Below are 14,169 nucleotides of genomic sequence, written 5' to 3'. Positions count from 1 at the left end.
CGATACCGCATGCCACCGCATGCTTGACGGCCTCGGCGCCGTGGGTGTGCGCGGCGACCCGCAGGCCGCGGCGATGCGCCTCGTCGACGATGGCGCGCAATTCCTCGTCCGAATAGTGCTGGGCGCCGGCCTCACCGGTCAGCGACATGACGCCGCCCGAGACGCAGACCTTGATCAGCTGGGCGCCGTGCTTGATCTGGTAGCGCACCGCCTTGCGGATCTCATCGACGCCGTTGGCGATGCCCTCCTCGACGGTGAGTTCCAGTGCTCCGGGCATGAACGCGGCGAACATGGTCGGGTCCAGATGGCCACCGGTGGGAGTGATGGCATGACCGGCGGGGATCACCCGTGGGCCCTCCACCCAGCCGGCGTCAATGGCCTTGCCCAGCGCCACGTCCAGCAGATAGCCGCCGGTCTTGACGAACAGACCGAGGTTGCGCACGGTGGTGAACCCGGCGTGCAGCGTGCGCCGGGCATTGCCCACCGCGCGCAGCACCCGGGTCGGCGGATCGTCCTGCACCTGGGACAGGCCGGGGTTCTCCCCGCGCCCGCCCATGAGCAGATTGACTTCCATGTCCATCAGCCCGGGCAACAGGATGGCGTCGCCGAGATCGATGACCTCGCCCTCGGGTTCCCCGCCGATGCCCACGATGCGGTCTCCGGAGACACGAACGATGCCGGGGCGAATGATCGCCCCGGCATCGACGTCGACCAGACCCGCGGCTTTGAGGGTCAGTACGTCTGACACGCCTAGACCACCGGCTCCTTGATGAGGTTGATATAGGCGGCGCCGCTGTCGAGCACGCGCGGTTGCTTCCACACCTCGATGGGGAAGCTCACCATGACGATCGACTGGCCCAGGTGCACCAGTGCCTTGGCGTCCTCCGGCATCGACGCCAGCGGGAAACGGGCGTCGACGTAGACCATGATGTCTTCGAGCCGTTTCATGCCGGCGTCGTAGAGCTCCTGCATCTGGGCCATCGTCGAGTTGAGGCGCTTCTGGTAGCGCTCTTCCTCGGTGGGAAGGCACCATTCGGCGAATCGCTCCAGATCGGCGAATTCCTCGGGCAGCTTAGACATTTGCTGATTCCTTCTCGGTCTTCGTGGCCGCGGCGCCGTTTGCCGATGCGTCGGCCGCCTTCTCTTCGAGGCTCGCCTTGTACCTGTCAACGTACTGGTGCGCGGTCATGTGCAGGTGGCGAAGCAGGATTTCCTGGTCGCACAGCGGGAATTCGGTGACAGCGCGGGTGCCGATCTGGGACTGGGTGGCTTCGAGGGTGTTGGCGTCCTGGAACGCGTACTCCTTGAAGGTCACCGCGGCCAGCTCCTGCGACAGGCGTTCGCGCAGGTTCTTCGGCGGCACGAAGTACAGGTCGGCCTCGAAGATGTGGCTGTCCACGCCGGTGGGCCAGTAGTTGTAGGTGAGGTACCAGCCCGGCACCCAGAACAGCAGCGTCCAGTTCGGGAAGAACTCGAAAGAGTCGGTGCCCCAGGTGTCGTGGCGGCCCGGGTTGATTGCCGGCGGCAACTCGTCGGGGAGGATGCCGTCGATGTCGGGCCGGTCCCACGGCCCGAACAGCCCGCTGTGCAGGATCTGCTCGATGGGCTTGACCATGTTGATGTCCTTCGGCGGTGACATGCCGCCCCACGACGACACCATCGAGTGGTCGTCCTTGATGTCGTAGGCCAGCGCCTCGAAGCCGAACTTGGCCAGCTTCTCGGCCTCCTCCTTCTCCGCCTGCTTCATGTGCAGGATCGGCGCGTGGTAGAACTCGGTGAACGCGTCGATGAACAGCTTCCAGTTCGCCTTGATCTCCGAGCGGTAGCTGTAATGCTCGGTCATCTCGTGGAACGGGTAGCCCTTGAGGCCCTCGCCGAACTCGCCGAGGTATTCCTCCAGCGAGACCGCGTCATCGTCGAAGTTGACGAAGATGAAGCCTTCCCAGACCTCGCAACGCACGGACTTGAGCGGGTATTCGGCCTTGTCCAGGTCGAAGAACTCGTTCTCCTGCTGGACGAAGGTCAGATCACCCTTGAGGTCGTAGCGCCAGGCGTGGTACTTGCAGACGAACTGCCGGCAGCTTCCGGAGACCTCCTCGTTCGGATAGTCGTTCCACACCAGCTTGTTGCCGCGGTGACGGCAGAGGTTGTAGAAAGCGCGGATCTCGTCGCCGTCGTTCACAATGATGATCGACACGCCGGGGCCGACCGACGGCAGCTCGCGGGTGACGTAGCGACCCTTCTTGGGGACGAGTTCCACCCGGCCCATGTGCAGCCAGGTCTTGCGGAAGATGGCCTGCTGCTCCAGCTTCCAGTGCTCCGGATCGACCGAGTCGGTGTAATCGACCGGGGCGGTACCCAACTCCGGCCAGTGCTCGGTCCAACTACCCTCGGCGGGTTTCGGGAAAAACGCCACGGTTCAACCTCTCTGGTTTGGATCACTTCGGTTCTGCCGCCCGCATCCGGTATCGCACTCCCCGGAAGCCTGCGTCTTCTCCGCTATGAGAATCATATTCTCATAAGTGACTAACAGATTTCCAGTCTTTGGTCGTAAAGTCGTCTGTGACGCCGACGATCCAGCACGACCGTGGCCGCGGTGGAGATCGAAATGCAACGGTCAGAGCCACTGAGAACGTTACCGGACGTTGATTCTCGTACCGTGAGAAGTTAGTTTGCATGTATCGAGAATCTCCAGCGTTCAACGATGGAACCCCGAAGGGACGGCCCATGCAGCAAGACGACATGATTCTGATCAGCGTCGATGACCACATCATCGAACCGCCGGATATGTTCAAGGACCACCTGCCGGCGAAATATGTCGACGAGGCGCCGCGGTTGGTGCACAACCCGGATGGTTCCGATACCTGGCAGTTCCGCGACACGGTGATCCCGAACGTGGCGCTCAACGCGGTCGCCGGCAGGCCCAAGGAGGAGTACGGCCTGGAGCCCACCGGACTCGATGAGATCCGCAAGGGCTGCTACGACGCCGCCGAGCGGGTCAAGGACATGAACGCCGGCGGCGTGCTGGCGACGATGAACTTCCCGTCGTTCCCGGGCTTCGCGGCCCGGCTGTTCGCCACCGAGGACGCCGAGTTCTCGATGGCGCTGGTGCAGGCCTACAACGACTGGCACATCGATGACTGGTGCGCGTCGCATCCCGGCCGGTTCATCCCGATGGCGATCCCGGCGATCTGGGATCCCGAGTTGTGCGCGCAGGAGATCCGGCGAGTGTCGAAAAAGGGCGTGCACTCGCTGACCTTCACCGAGAACCCGTCGGCGCTGGGCTATCCAAGCTTCCACGACCTGGAGTACTGGAAGCCGCTGTGGGATGCGCTGGTGGACACCGACACCGTGATGAACGTGCACATCGGATCCTCGGGCCGGCTGGCCATCACCGCGCCCGATGCGCCGATGGACGTGATGATCACCCTGCAGCCGATGAACATCGTGCAGGCCGCCGCGGATCTGCTGTGGTCGGCGCCGATCAAGGCCTACCCAGACCTGAAGATCGCCCTGAGTGAGGGCGGCACCGGGTGGATCCCGTATTTCCTGGACCGGGTGGACCGCACCTATGAGATGCATTCGACCTGGACGCATCAGGACTTCGGCGGCAAGTTGCCCTCGGAGGTGTTCCGTGAGCACTTCATGACGTGCTTCATCTCCGATCCGGTCGGCGTGAAGAACCGCCACATGATCGGGGTGGACAACATCTGCTGGGAGATGGATTACCCGCACTCGGACTCGATGTGGCCCGGGGCCCCCGAGGAACTGCACGCGGTGTTCGACACCTACGACGTTCCCGACGACGAGATCAACAAGATCACCCACGAGAACGCGATGCGGCTGTATCACTTCGAGCCCTTCAAGCACATCCCGCGCGAACAGGCCACCGTCGGCGCGCTGCGCAAACAGGCCGAGGGGCACGATATTTCGATCCAGGCGTCGAGCTCGCACGACAAGCGCTCGGGCGCCGAGGTCGCCGACTTCACCGCCAACGCGCGCGCGGTGAGCGGCGTCCAAGACTAGCCAGAGAGCGTATTCGGCGGACGGTGCAGGAACACCTGTACCGTGCCGTCGCGTGCACGGACTGAGGAGGAACTGTGTCTGAGGGAATGAATTTCGAACTGACCGAGGATCAGCAGCTGATCCGGAAATCGGTGGCCGAGTTGGCGTCCAGGTTCGACGATCACTACTGGATGGAAAAAGACCAGGCGCACGAGTTCCCCACCGAGTTCTACGACGCGATCGCCGCCGGCGGCTGGTTGGGCATGACCATCCCGGAGGAGTACGGCGGGCATGGGCTGGGTATCACCGAGGCCACCATCCTCGCCGAGGAGGTGGCCCGCTCCGGTGGCGCCATGAACGCCGCCAGCGCCATCCACATGTCGATCTTCGGTATGCAACCGGTGGTGGTCTTCGGGTCCGAGGAGATGAAGAAGGCGACGCTGCCGCGCATCGTCAACGGCGACCTGCACGTCTGTTTCGGGGTCACCGAACCCGGTGCCGGACTGGACACCTCGCGCATCACCACCTTCGCCAAGCGCGACGGCGACCACTACGTCGTCAACGGGCGCAAGGTGTGGATCTCCAAGGCGCTGGAGTCGGAGAAGATCCTGCTGCTGACCCGCACCACACCTCGGGACGAGGCCGCCAAGCCCACCGACGGTCTGACCTTGTTCCTCACCGACATCGACCGCGATCATGTCGACATCCGGCCGATCAAGAAGATGGGCCGCAACGCCGTCAGCTCCAACGAGGTGTTCATCGACGACCTACGGATACCGGTCGAGGATCGCATCGGTGACGAGGGCAAGGGCTTCTCCTACATCCTGCACGGACTCAATCCGGAGCGGATGCTGATCGCCGCCGAGGCCCTCGGCATCGGCAGGGTGGCGCTGGACCGCGCGGTGAAATATGCCAACGAGCGGGTGGTGTTCGACCGTCCGATCGGCAAGAACCAGGGCATCCAGTTCCCGCTGGCCGACTCCCTGGCACGCCTGGACGCCGCCGAACTGATCCTGCGCAAAGCCACTTGGCTGTATGACAACGGCCAGTCCTGCGGGCGCGAGGCAAACATGGCCAAGTACCTGTGCGCCGATGCCGGGTTCGACGCCGCGGACCGCGCGCTGCAGACCCACGGCGGGATGGGCTACTCCGAGGAGTACAACATCTCCCGGTTCTTCCGGGAGTCGCGCCTGATGAAGATCGCGCCGGTCAGCCAGGAGATGATCCTGAACTTCCTGTCCTCCAACGTCCTCGGTCTGCCCAAGAGCTACTGACCTGAAGAGTCACGCGAGGTTGCGGTTATCGTCATGTCCAATCGCACTTTGTCGCGATAACGACAATCTCGCGTTCAGGCAGAGGGGATCATGTTCATGAGCACCACCGGGCCGGCATTGCCGCTGGCCGGCATCACCGTCATCGCCATGGAGCAGGCGGTGTCCGCGCCGATGTGCACCAGGGTGCTCGCCGACTTCGGCGCCCGGGTGATCAAGATCGAGAACCCCAAGGGCGGGGATTTCGCCCGCGACTACGACGATGTGGTGAACGGCCTGGCCGCCCACTTCGTGTGGGCGAACCGGGGCAAGCAATCGGTGACCCTGAACCTGAAATCGCCTGCGGGTATGGACGTGCTGCACCGGTTGCTCGCCGGTGCCGACGCGTTCGTGTCCAACCTCGCCCCCGGGGCGACCGCGCGACTCGGGTTGGGTCCCGCGGACCTGCGGGCGCGGCACCCGCAGGTGATCCCGGTCGAGATCGACGGCTACGGCCCGGGCGGCCCGCTGTCCGAGAAGCGCGCGTATGACCTTCTGGTGCAGGCGGAATCGGGATCGTGCGCGGCCACCGGCTATCCGGGGATGCCCGCCAAGCCCGGTGCGCCGGTCGCCGATATCACCACCGGCCTGTATTCGGCACTGTCGATCATGGCGCTGCTGCTCGGCCGGGCGCGCAACGGCGCCGCCGATACCGCCCCGGCCGTCGCGGTCAGCCTGTTCGACACCATGACCGACATCATGGGCTACCAGTTGACCTATACCCAGCACTCCGGGATCGATCAGGAGCCCCTCGGTATGAGCTCACCGGCGGTCGCGCCCTATGGCTCGTTCGGGACCCGTGACGGGCAGACGGTGGTGCTCGGCACCACCAACGACCGGGAATGGCAGCGGCTGGCCCGGGAGATCATCGAACGCCCCGACCTGGCCGACGACCCGCGGTTCGCATCCAACCCGGAGCGGTGCGCGCACCGTGATGAGCTCAACGCGGCCATCGAATCATGGTGCACACAGCGTGATCTCGACGATATCCAGCGCATCGCCGATGCCGCCGGGATCGGCAACTCGCGCTACAACAAGCCCAGCGAGGTCATCGCGCACCCGCATCTGAAGGCCCGGGACCGCTGGCGGCAGGTCGGCACGCCCAACGGCGAGATCGCCGCGTTGCTGCCGCCGCCGGTGGTCAGCGGTCTGGAGTTGGGGATGGGTGCGGTACCCGGCCTGGGGGAGCACACCGACGACGTCCTGCGGGAACTCGGGTACACCGCCGAGGAATTGGCCGCCCTGCGCGGTGAGGGTGCGATCGGCCCGGTGTACGCGTGAGTGACTCGTTGCTGATCGACGACCGCGACGGGGTGCGCACCCTGACCCTGAACCGGCCGCACCGCAAGAACGCCATCGACGTCGAACTGTGGCATGCACTGGCGGCGGCGCTCCGCGCAGCCGATACCGACGATTCGGTACGCGCGGTGGTGCTCACCGGTGCCGGCGGGGCGTTCTGTTCCGGCGCCGACATCGGCACCGGCGAGGTCATCCATCCGCGGCGAAAGCTGCAGCGGCTCACCGATGTCGCCCTCGCGCTGCACAACCTGACGGTCCCGACCATCGCCAAGGTCACCGGCGTCGCGGTCGGCGCCGGCTGGAACCTGGCGCTCGGCTGCGACCTGGTGGTGGCCACCCCGGAGTCTAAGTTCTGCCAGATCTTCTCCAAGCGTGGGCTGTCGGTCGATCTCGGTGGATCCTGGCTGCTGCCCAAACTCGTCGGCCTGCAGCAGGCCAAACGTCTTGTGCTGCTTGCCGATATGATCGACGCCGCCGAGGCGCACGAGCTGGGGCTGGTGACCTGGGTGCAGGACGCCGATGCGATCGACGGATTTGTCGGCGGGTTGGCGCAACGGCTGGCCGACGGACCGCCGTTCGCTCTGTCGCAGAGCAAGGCGCTGCTCAACGACGGCGCCACCGCCACCTTCGCCGAGGCGCTGGCCAACGAGGCCCGCGCCCAGCCTGGCAATTTCGCCACCGCCGACTCGGGGGAGGCCTATTCGGCCTTCGCCGCCAAACGGGAACCACAATTCACCGGAACCTGGGCGGTCCCGCCCACTAAGGAGTAGAGCCCATGCGTGAAACCGTCATCGTCGGAGCCGTGCGCACACCGGTGGGCAAACGCAACGGCGGACTGTCCGCCCAGCACGCCGCCGACCTGTCCGCGGTGGTGCTCAAGGAACTCGTCGAGCGCACCGGGGTCGATCCAGCCCTGATCGACGACGTGGTGTGGGGCTGCGTGTCCCAGGTGGGCGATCAGTCCAGCAATATCGGGCGCTACTCGGTGCTGGCCGCGGGCTGGCCGGAGAGCATCCCCGGCACCACGGTCAACCGGGCGTGCGGGTCCAGCCAGCAGGCGCTGGACTTCGCGGTGCAGGCCGTCATGTCCGGTCAGCAGGACGTGGTGGTGGCAGGTGGTGTCGAGGTGATGAGCCGGGTGCCACTGGGTGCGGCGCGCGCCACCGGCCAGCCGTACGGCCCGAAAGTCTTTGCCCGCTATGACGATTTCTCCTTCAACCAGGGCATCTCGGCGGAACTGATCTGCCAGAAATGGGATCTGTCGCGAGCGCGCTGCGACGAGTACTCGGCGCAGTCACATGAGCGCGCCGCCGCGGCGCAGGACGCCGGCGCCTTCATCGATCAAATCGTGCCCGTCTTCACCGACGATGACGTCATCACCGACGACGAGGGGATCCGGCGCGGCACCACGGTCGAGAAGCTGGCCGGGCTCAAACCGGCTTTCACCGACGACGGCGTCATCCACGCCGGCAACTCCTCACAGATCTCGGACGGCGCGGCCGCACTGCTGGTGATGACCGCCGATCAGGCGCTCAACCTGGGCCTGACCCCGCTGGTGTACTACCGCGCCGGTGCCGTCATCGGAGCCGACCCGGTGCTGATGCTGACCGGACCCATCCCGGCGACGGAGAAGGTGCTGCACAAGGCCGGCGTCGGGATCGACGATGTCGGCGTCTTCGAGGTCAACGAGGCGTTCGCGCCGGTGCCGCTGGCGTGGCTGGCCGAAACCGGGGTGGACGAGGCGAAGCTCAACCCGCTGGGCGGTGCCATCTCGCTCGGACATCCGCTCGGCGCCTCCGGTGCGGTGCTGATGACCCGGATGATCCATCACATGCGCGCCAACGGCATCCGCTACGGGCTGCAGACCATGTGCGAGGGCGGCGGGACCGCCAACGCCACCCTGGTCGAGTACGTCTTCTAGTCGAAAGGGCTTCACGTGCAACGCAATCTGTTCACCGATGATCACGAGGCTTTCCGCGAACTCGCGCGCGATTTCGTCGAGAAGGAAGTGGTGCCGGCCTACCCGGAGTGGGAAAAGGGTGGCCGGATGCCGCGCGCGGTGTTCGAGAAGATGGGCAGCCTGGGCATGCTCGGCGTCGCCATTCCCGAGGAGTACGGCGGCGGCGGCAGTCCGGACTACCGCTACAACGTGGTGCTCCAGGAGGAGGCCGCCAAGGCTTTGGTGACGCTGTCCACGGTGCGCACCCAGCTCGAGGTGATCCTGCCGTACTTCCTGCACTACGCGAACGAGGAGCAGCGTAAGCGCTGGTTCCCGGGCCTGGCCGACGGGACGCTGCTCACCGCGGTGGCGATGACCGAACCCGGCACCGGTTCGGATCTGGCCGGTATGCGCACCACCGCGGTGCAGGACGGCGATCACTGGATCGTCAACGGCGCCAAGACCTTCATCACCGGCGGCATGCAGGCCGACCTCGTCGTCGTCGTCGCGCGCACCTCGACCGATCCCGACAACCGGCGCAAGGGTCTGACCCTGTTCGTCGTCGAGGACGGGATGGCCGGGTTCACCCGCGGCCGGGAGCTGGAGAAGATGGGATGCAAGGTGCAGGACACCGCGGAGCTGTCGTTCGTCGATGTCCGGGTGCCCGCCGCCAATGTGCTCGGCGAGGTGGGCGAGGCGTTCAGCTACCTCGGCCACAACCTGGCCCAGGAGCGGCTGACGGTGGCGGTGGGCTCGGTGGCGCAGGCCCGCTCGGCGATCGCCGCGGCCATCGACTACACCAAGGACCGCAAGGCGTTCGGCACGCCGGTGGCGTCGTTCCAGAACACCAAGTTCGAACTGGCGGCCTGCTCGACGGAGGTGGAGGCCGCCCAGGCGATGCTGGACCGGGCCGTCACGCTGCATGTCGACGGTGAGCTGTCCGCGCCGGACGCGGCCCGGGTGAAGCTGTTCTGCACCGAGATGCAGGCCCGGGTGATCGACCGCTGCCTGCAGCTCTTCGGCGGCTACGGCTACATGATGGAGTACCCGATCGCCCGGCTGTACACCGATGCCCGGGTGGCCCGCATCTACGCGGGCACCAGCGAGGTCATGAAGGTGATCATCGCCAAGTCGCTCGGCCTCTGAAGATTCTGTGCACATTCTGTGACGCTGAGCGTTACAGAATGTGCGCAAATCGCATCGCCCGGGGGCGCTGACCAGCTGCGTGACAGCTGCCGCAGAATTTGTTAACTGAGACCCTTGTCACAGATCGCAAACCAACCTACTGTGTGTTCAGTTGGTTGGTTCATCGGTGATGGGGAGAGCGGTGTCAGCAATATCTGCGGCGTCTGGGCCTCGGCCCTACGAGTCGCTCCTCGCCAAGGGAGAGGACCGTAAGCAGCGCATTCTCGCTGCTGCGGAGAATCTCCTGGCGCGAAACGGCTGGCGCAACACCTCCCTGGCGCAGATCGCCAGTGAGGCCGGAGTCAGCGCCGCTGGGCTGCTGCACCACTTCCAGTCGAAGGAACAACTGCTGCACGCGGTGCTCGACGCCCGGGACTTCGACGATGACACCCATGCCGACCGGGGTGGCGATCTGATCGCCAACATCGGGAGAGTCGCCGAGCGCTTCGATCGCGCTCCCGAACTTGTCGGAACCTTCACCGTGCTGCTGGTGGAGAACATCCAGCCGGACGCCCCGCTGCACGACCGGCTGGTGGCCCGGCAGCAGGCCGCCGTCGGGATCGTCGCCGACGGAATCCGGCGCGGCCAGCTCAGCGGCCGTTACCGCTCAGACCTCGACCCGGCCGCCAAGGCCGTGGAGATTCTCGCCTTCGTCAATGGAATGGAGACCGCATGGCTACTCGATCCATCAATCCCACTGGCGGCAGTGTTCAAGGGATACACGGAGTCGCTGGCCCGCGACTTCGCGCCGGCCACCGAGAGGAATTCGCTATGAGGTACCGACTCGATGTGGTGGCACCCACCGTCGCCGAAGTCGTGCGTAACGCCGGAGGTTGGCTGGTCGACCGCGTGATGGCCGGCTGGGATGTCACGGTGTTGATCACCGGCGACGACGACATCCGTCCTCTGCAGATTCTCGGTGTGGACACCGGCGATCTGGAGACGGCGATGCAGCTGTGGGAAGAGCGGCCCCACCCGCAGACGGTGGCGGTGGCCGCCGGGCTGTTCGTCAGCGATGCGCGGGTCCGCGAAGGTGTGCTCGGCGCCCTGGATCAGGGCCTCATCGAGGTGACCCTCTGGGGCGACAGCTGGCCCGAAGAGCTGGACCGCACCGTTGATTCGGTCCAGCACGAGCTGAGCGCGGCGGCGCGTGCCTTCAAGGCGCAGGCGCTGGCCGCAGCCGGGGACACCGATCCGTTCGGTCGCACCGAGGCCTTTCGGTGCGGCGTCATGTCATGTCCGTCGGTGGCCGCAGACCTGGTGCCCGCCAGCTGAATTCGCCACCTCACACGGACAGCGTTGCGAGAAACTCCATCGTGCGGTCCCATGACGCGCGGCGGGCCGCGGCGTCCGCCCCGATCGGCACCACCCGGGCGGCCAGATCGGTGACGCCGGCGTCGCAATAGCGCTGCAGACTCTGGCGCACCGCCGTCTCGTCACCGGCTGCCATGGTGTCGCCGACGTCCTCGGCGTCACCGTGTTCCAGCAACCGCAAATAGTTCGGTGACAGGTGAGCGTGGCCCAGTACCTCGCTCGCGTGGGCGCGGGCATCATCGACATCCGCAGGCGCGCACAGCGTGACCGGAATGCCGGCCACCACGCGGGGGCGGCCCCGGCCCGCAGCCTCGGCGGCCGCATTGATGCGGGGCGCGACGTGCTCGCCGATCGCCCGTTCATCAGCCATCCACAGAATCGTGCCGTCGGCCCGTTCACCCGCGATCCGCAACATGGCGGGCCCGAGCGCAGCCAGCAGCACCGGCACGGTCTGGTCGGTGACGTCCACCGGACTGTGCACGGTGAAGGCGGTGTTCTCGACGTCTACCGTGCCGGATCCGGAGAACCCGGCAAGCAATACGTCGAGGTAATCGCGTAGCAGGGCGACCGGGCGGTCATAGGACAAGCCCAACTGCCCCTTGATGATCCAGTCGTGGGACGGTCCGATGCCCAGCGCGAACCGGCCCGCGCAGGCGACCTGTGTGGTCAGCGCCTGCTGGGCCAGAATGACCGGATGCCGCGTCTGGATCGGGACGACCGCGGTGCCGATCTCCATGGTGCGGGTGGCGGCGCCGACCAGTGCCACCGCGGTCAGTGCGTCCAGATACCCCGGCACCTGCGGGAACCAGAACGAGCTGAAGCCGGCCGACTCCGCTGCGACCGCGTCGGACACCAACCCGGCCAGTCGTTCCGCCCGCGGGCGTTCCTTGTCCGAACCGACCATCAGCCCGATGCGCATGGCTGCCCTGTCCTCAGGGCAGCAAGGTGGGCATGGCGGCCCAGCCGCGCACCGCGGCGGTCTCCGACGGCACGGTGTTCGGCCAGTCGACCTCCCACTCCGGGAAGCGTTTGAGGATCTCCTCCAACGCAATCCGGCCTTCCAGCCTCGCCAGCGCATTTCCCATGCAGAAATGGGTGCCCGCGCCGAACGTCATGTGTGAGCGTGGCTCGCGGAAGATGTCGAAAACGTCGCCGTCGGGTGCGAAGCGACGGTGGTCCCGGTTGGCGGCGCCGACGAGCATGAGCATCGCCGAGCCCTCCGGCACCGTCTGCCCGTAATACTCGACCTCGCGGGTGACATAGCGGGCAATCTGCAGTGCCGGTGGCTCCCAGCGCAGTATCTCCTCGATAGCCTGGGGGATCAGCGCGGGGTCCTGCACCAGGGCGCGGCGCTGATCCGGATGATCGGCCAGCGTCTTGCCTGCCCAGCCGATCAGCCGCGTGGTGGTTTCCGAGCCGGCGGTGGCGATGACGGTCAGGTACAGCAGCAGTTCGTCACGCCGCAGCTTGCGCCGGGTGCCCGTCTCGTCCTCGAACTCCGCGTTCAGCAGGTCCGTCATGATGTCGTCGGACGGATGCTCGGCGCGCCAGTCGATGAATTCCGCGAACACCTCGCCGGTGGCCAGCCCCTCGACCCGCTCGCCCTGCAGGATCTCCTCGCCGTGATCGGTGATCTGCCGTTGCCGGTCCTCGGGGATGCCCAGCAGCATCCCGATCACCCGCATCGGCATCTGCTCGCCGAGATCGTTGACGAAATCGAAGCGGTCCGAACCGATCAGCGGGTCGAGACAGCGCGCGGTGAACTCGCGTATCTGCGGTTCGAGCGCGAGAACCTTGCGCGGGGTGAACATTCGGGAGAGCAGGTTGCGGTGGATGTTGTGGATCGGCGGGTCCTCGAAAATCAAAGTGCCGGGCGGGATCTCCATCCCGGACTTGATGATCTCGAGCACCGCGCCGCGCCCCGAGATGAAGGTCTCGTGATCGATGACCGCGGCATTGACATCGTCGTAGCGGCTCAACGCATAGAAGTCGTGTTGTTCGTTGTAGTACAGCGGCGCCTCCTCCCTGAGCCGCGCGAACACCGCGTAGGGGTCCATGTTCAGCTCGATGCTGTACGGGTCGTAATACAGGTCGGGTGCGGCGGCGGTCGGCTGTGCCATCGGGGCTCCATCAGGAAGAGGCTGAGAGTGCGGGATTCGGAACGGGCTGGGTTCTCCTGAGCACCTGCTTAGCAGGTGTGCCGAGCTGCGGTCAAGGATATCGGCCGGTTTACGCTATTGGCTAAGAATGTAAAGATGGTGTCAGCACAGGACGAGGGGGACGCAGTGACCGCAGAACAGATCGTGCGCGCCGAGATCGCCGCATGGGCCCGCAACGACGTCGAGGAGGTCATCAGTCACTTCGCCGACGACGCCACCTTCGACATCGGCCCGGACTGGCCGGCACTGTCCGGGCGCGCGGCGATCCACGACATGATGAAGGTCTTCTTCGCCGGAGGACAGTGCGTCGGCCTGGAGATCCTGTACCTCGCCGTGGACGGCGACGTCGTCCTGATGGAGCGCCGGGATCACTGGATCGTCGACGGCAAGCAGATGAGCTGGCCGGTCATGGGCGCATATGAGGTGAAAGAGGAGAAGATCACCGCCTGGCGGGAGTACTTCTACCCTCCCAAACAGTCCTGACCGGACGGTCATCCGACGTCGATGATCACCTTTCCGATCGCTCGTCCGTCAGCCACGTGACGCAGCGCGGAAGCGGTATCCGCCAACGCGTACGTCGCGCCGATATGCGGTGCCACGGCACCGGAGGTCAGCAGCCGGTGTAATTCTGACTCGTTGCGGGTGAACTCATCGGCCGGGATGTCCTGGAATTGGAAGCCCAGCACCTGGATGCCCTTGACCAGCACCAGATTCAAGGGGATGCGGGGGATGGATCCCGATGCGAAGCCCACCGTGACGAAACGTCCGCCGCGTGTCAGACAGCGCAGGGCTGGCTCGGAAAGCTCACCGCCGACCGGATCGATCACCGCTGCGGCGCCGCCGGGCAGGGATTCGCGCAGCGCCTGACGCAGCTCCTCGCGTCGATGGTCGATTCCACCGATGGCGCCGTGACGTGCTGCCGCGGCCAGCTTCTCGGGGGACGACGCCACCGCGATGA

The 14,169-nt window shown here is 65.9% G+C and carries 15 protein-coding genes; 9 read left to right on the top strand and 6 right to left on the bottom strand.

Features of this window, described 5'->3' with window-relative positions; genetic code table 11:
* From AC1DTF_RS30220 to AC1DTF_RS30210, 3 genes are all read right to left on the bottom strand, one after another.
* Positions 1-748 (bottom strand): amidohydrolase family protein (locus tag AC1DTF_RS30220; RefSeq protein ID WP_477476714.1); only part of this gene is annotated, 748 nt, incomplete at its 3' end.
* A gap of 2 nt (positions 749-750) precedes the next feature.
* A complete protein-coding gene (locus AC1DTF_RS30215; protein WP_057167272.1) occupies positions 751-1,080 on the bottom strand; it encodes a hypothetical protein in 330 nt (109 codons plus the stop codon).
* On the bottom strand, positions 1,073-2,416 hold the full coding sequence (locus AC1DTF_RS30210) for an aromatic ring-hydroxylating oxygenase subunit alpha (RefSeq protein ID WP_477476713.1): 1,344 nt from the start codon (positions 2,414-2,416) through the stop codon (positions 1,073-1,075). The genes AC1DTF_RS30215 and AC1DTF_RS30210 overlap by 8 nt, the downstream gene beginning before the upstream one ends.
* 311 nt (positions 2,417-2,727) lie before the next feature.
* Between AC1DTF_RS30210 and AC1DTF_RS30205 the strand changes: the two genes are divergently transcribed.
* The 8 genes from AC1DTF_RS30205 to AC1DTF_RS30170 all read left to right on the top strand — a co-directional run bounded on the left by AC1DTF_RS30205 (position 2,728) and on the right by AC1DTF_RS30170 (position 11,013).
* Positions 2,728-4,026 (top strand): amidohydrolase family protein, encoded by a 1,299-nt coding sequence (locus AC1DTF_RS30205; RefSeq protein WP_477476712.1) that lies wholly within the window; start codon positions 2,728-2,730, stop codon positions 4,024-4,026.
* An 86-nt stretch (positions 4,027-4,112) separates the two neighbouring features.
* Positions 4,113-5,279: an acyl-CoA dehydrogenase family protein gene (locus AC1DTF_RS30200; protein ID WP_477476716.1), complete on the top strand. Its 1,167-nt coding sequence runs from the start codon at positions 4,113-4,115 to the stop codon at positions 5,277-5,279.
* 90 nt (positions 5,280-5,369) lie between these two features.
* Entirely contained in the window at positions 5,370-6,596 is a 1,227-nt protein-coding gene (locus tag AC1DTF_RS30195) for a CaiB/BaiF CoA transferase family protein (RefSeq protein ID WP_477476711.1), read from the top strand.
* A complete protein-coding gene (locus AC1DTF_RS30190; RefSeq protein WP_477476710.1) occupies positions 6,593-7,384 on the top strand; it encodes an enoyl-CoA hydratase/isomerase family protein in 792 nt (263 codons plus the stop codon). Before AC1DTF_RS30195 ends, AC1DTF_RS30190 begins: the two co-directional genes overlap by 4 nt.
* Positions 7,385-7,389: 5 nt before the next feature.
* Positions 7,390-8,535 (top strand): thiolase family protein, encoded by a 1,146-nt coding sequence (locus AC1DTF_RS30185; RefSeq protein WP_477476709.1) that lies wholly within the window; start codon positions 7,390-7,392, stop codon positions 8,533-8,535.
* A gap of 15 nt (positions 8,536-8,550) precedes the next feature.
* Positions 8,551-9,699: an acyl-CoA dehydrogenase family protein gene (locus tag AC1DTF_RS30180; protein ID WP_477476708.1), complete on the top strand. Its 1,149-nt coding sequence runs from the start codon at positions 8,551-8,553 to the stop codon at positions 9,697-9,699.
* Positions 9,700-9,889: 190 nt separating this feature from the next.
* Complete coding sequence (locus AC1DTF_RS30175) at positions 9,890-10,513, top strand: TetR/AcrR family transcriptional regulator (RefSeq protein ID WP_477476715.1); 624 nt, start codon at positions 9,890-9,892, stop codon at positions 10,511-10,513.
* On the top strand, positions 10,510-11,013 hold the full coding sequence (locus AC1DTF_RS30170) for a hypothetical protein (RefSeq protein WP_057169410.1): 504 nt from the start codon (positions 10,510-10,512) through the stop codon (positions 11,011-11,013). The genes AC1DTF_RS30175 and AC1DTF_RS30170 overlap by 4 nt, the downstream gene beginning before the upstream one ends.
* A 10-nt stretch (positions 11,014-11,023) precedes the next feature.
* On the opposite strand, the gene AC1DTF_RS30165 is transcribed toward AC1DTF_RS30170, so the two are convergent.
* Together AC1DTF_RS30165 and AC1DTF_RS30160 are read right to left on the bottom strand one after the other, a co-directional pair.
* On the bottom strand, positions 11,024-11,971 hold the full coding sequence (locus AC1DTF_RS30165) for a TIGR03564 family F420-dependent LLM class oxidoreductase (RefSeq protein ID WP_477476707.1): 948 nt from the start codon (positions 11,969-11,971) through the stop codon (positions 11,024-11,026).
* 13 nt (positions 11,972-11,984) lie between these two features.
* Positions 11,985-13,172: a cytochrome P450 gene (locus AC1DTF_RS30160; protein ID WP_477476706.1), complete on the bottom strand. Its 1,188-nt coding sequence runs from the start codon at positions 13,170-13,172 to the stop codon at positions 11,985-11,987.
* A gap of 135 nt (positions 13,173-13,307) precedes the next feature.
* Here AC1DTF_RS30160 and AC1DTF_RS30155 point away from each other — a divergent pair, with 135 nt between their 5' ends.
* Positions 13,308-13,694, top strand: coding sequence for a limonene-1,2-epoxide hydrolase family protein (locus AC1DTF_RS30155; RefSeq protein ID WP_477476705.1), 387 nt, complete (start codon positions 13,308-13,310; stop codon positions 13,692-13,694).
* A gap of 8 nt (positions 13,695-13,702) precedes the next feature.
* Here the strand turns inward: AC1DTF_RS30155 and AC1DTF_RS30150 are convergent.
* The coding region (locus AC1DTF_RS30150) for a zinc-binding dehydrogenase (protein WP_477476704.1) at positions 13,703-14,169 on the bottom strand (467 nt) is incomplete at its 5' end.

The sequence above is a fragment of the Mycobacterium sp. P4_H6 genome (assembly GCF_056400845.1).
This window is presented reverse-complemented; position numbering and strand designations above follow the sequence as displayed.

Bases quoted from the DNA above. Each gene is read 5' to 3' on its own strand.
- AC1DTF_RS30215 (WP_057167272.1), bottom strand. From the start codon at position 1,080: ATGTCTAAGCTGCCCGAGGAATTCGCCGATCTGGAGCGATTCGCCGAA.
- AC1DTF_RS30205 (WP_477476712.1), top strand. From the start codon at position 2,728: ATGCAGCAAGACGACATGATTCTGATCAGCGTCGATGACCACATCATC.
- AC1DTF_RS30200 (WP_477476716.1), top strand. From the start codon at position 4,113: ATGAATTTCGAACTGACCGAGGATCAGCAGCTGATCCGGAAATCGGTG.
- AC1DTF_RS30195 (WP_477476711.1), top strand. From the start codon at position 5,370: ATGTTCATGAGCACCACCGGGCCGGCATTGCCGCTGGCCGGCATCACC.
- AC1DTF_RS30185 (WP_477476709.1), top strand. From the start codon at position 7,390: ATGCGTGAAACCGTCATCGTCGGAGCCGTGCGCACACCGGTGGGCAAA.
- AC1DTF_RS30170 (WP_057169410.1), top strand. From the start codon at position 10,510: ATGAGGTACCGACTCGATGTGGTGGCACCCACCGTCGCCGAAGTCGTG.
- AC1DTF_RS30165 (WP_477476707.1), bottom strand. From the start codon at position 11,971: ATGCGCATCGGGCTGATGGTCGGTTCGGACAAGGAACGCCCGCGGGCG.
- AC1DTF_RS30160 (WP_477476706.1), bottom strand. From the start codon at position 13,172: ATGGCACAGCCGACCGCCGCCGCACCCGACCTGTATTACGACCCGTAC.
- AC1DTF_RS30155 (WP_477476705.1), top strand. From the start codon at position 13,308: ATGGTGTCAGCACAGGACGAGGGGGACGCAGTGACCGCAGAACAGATC.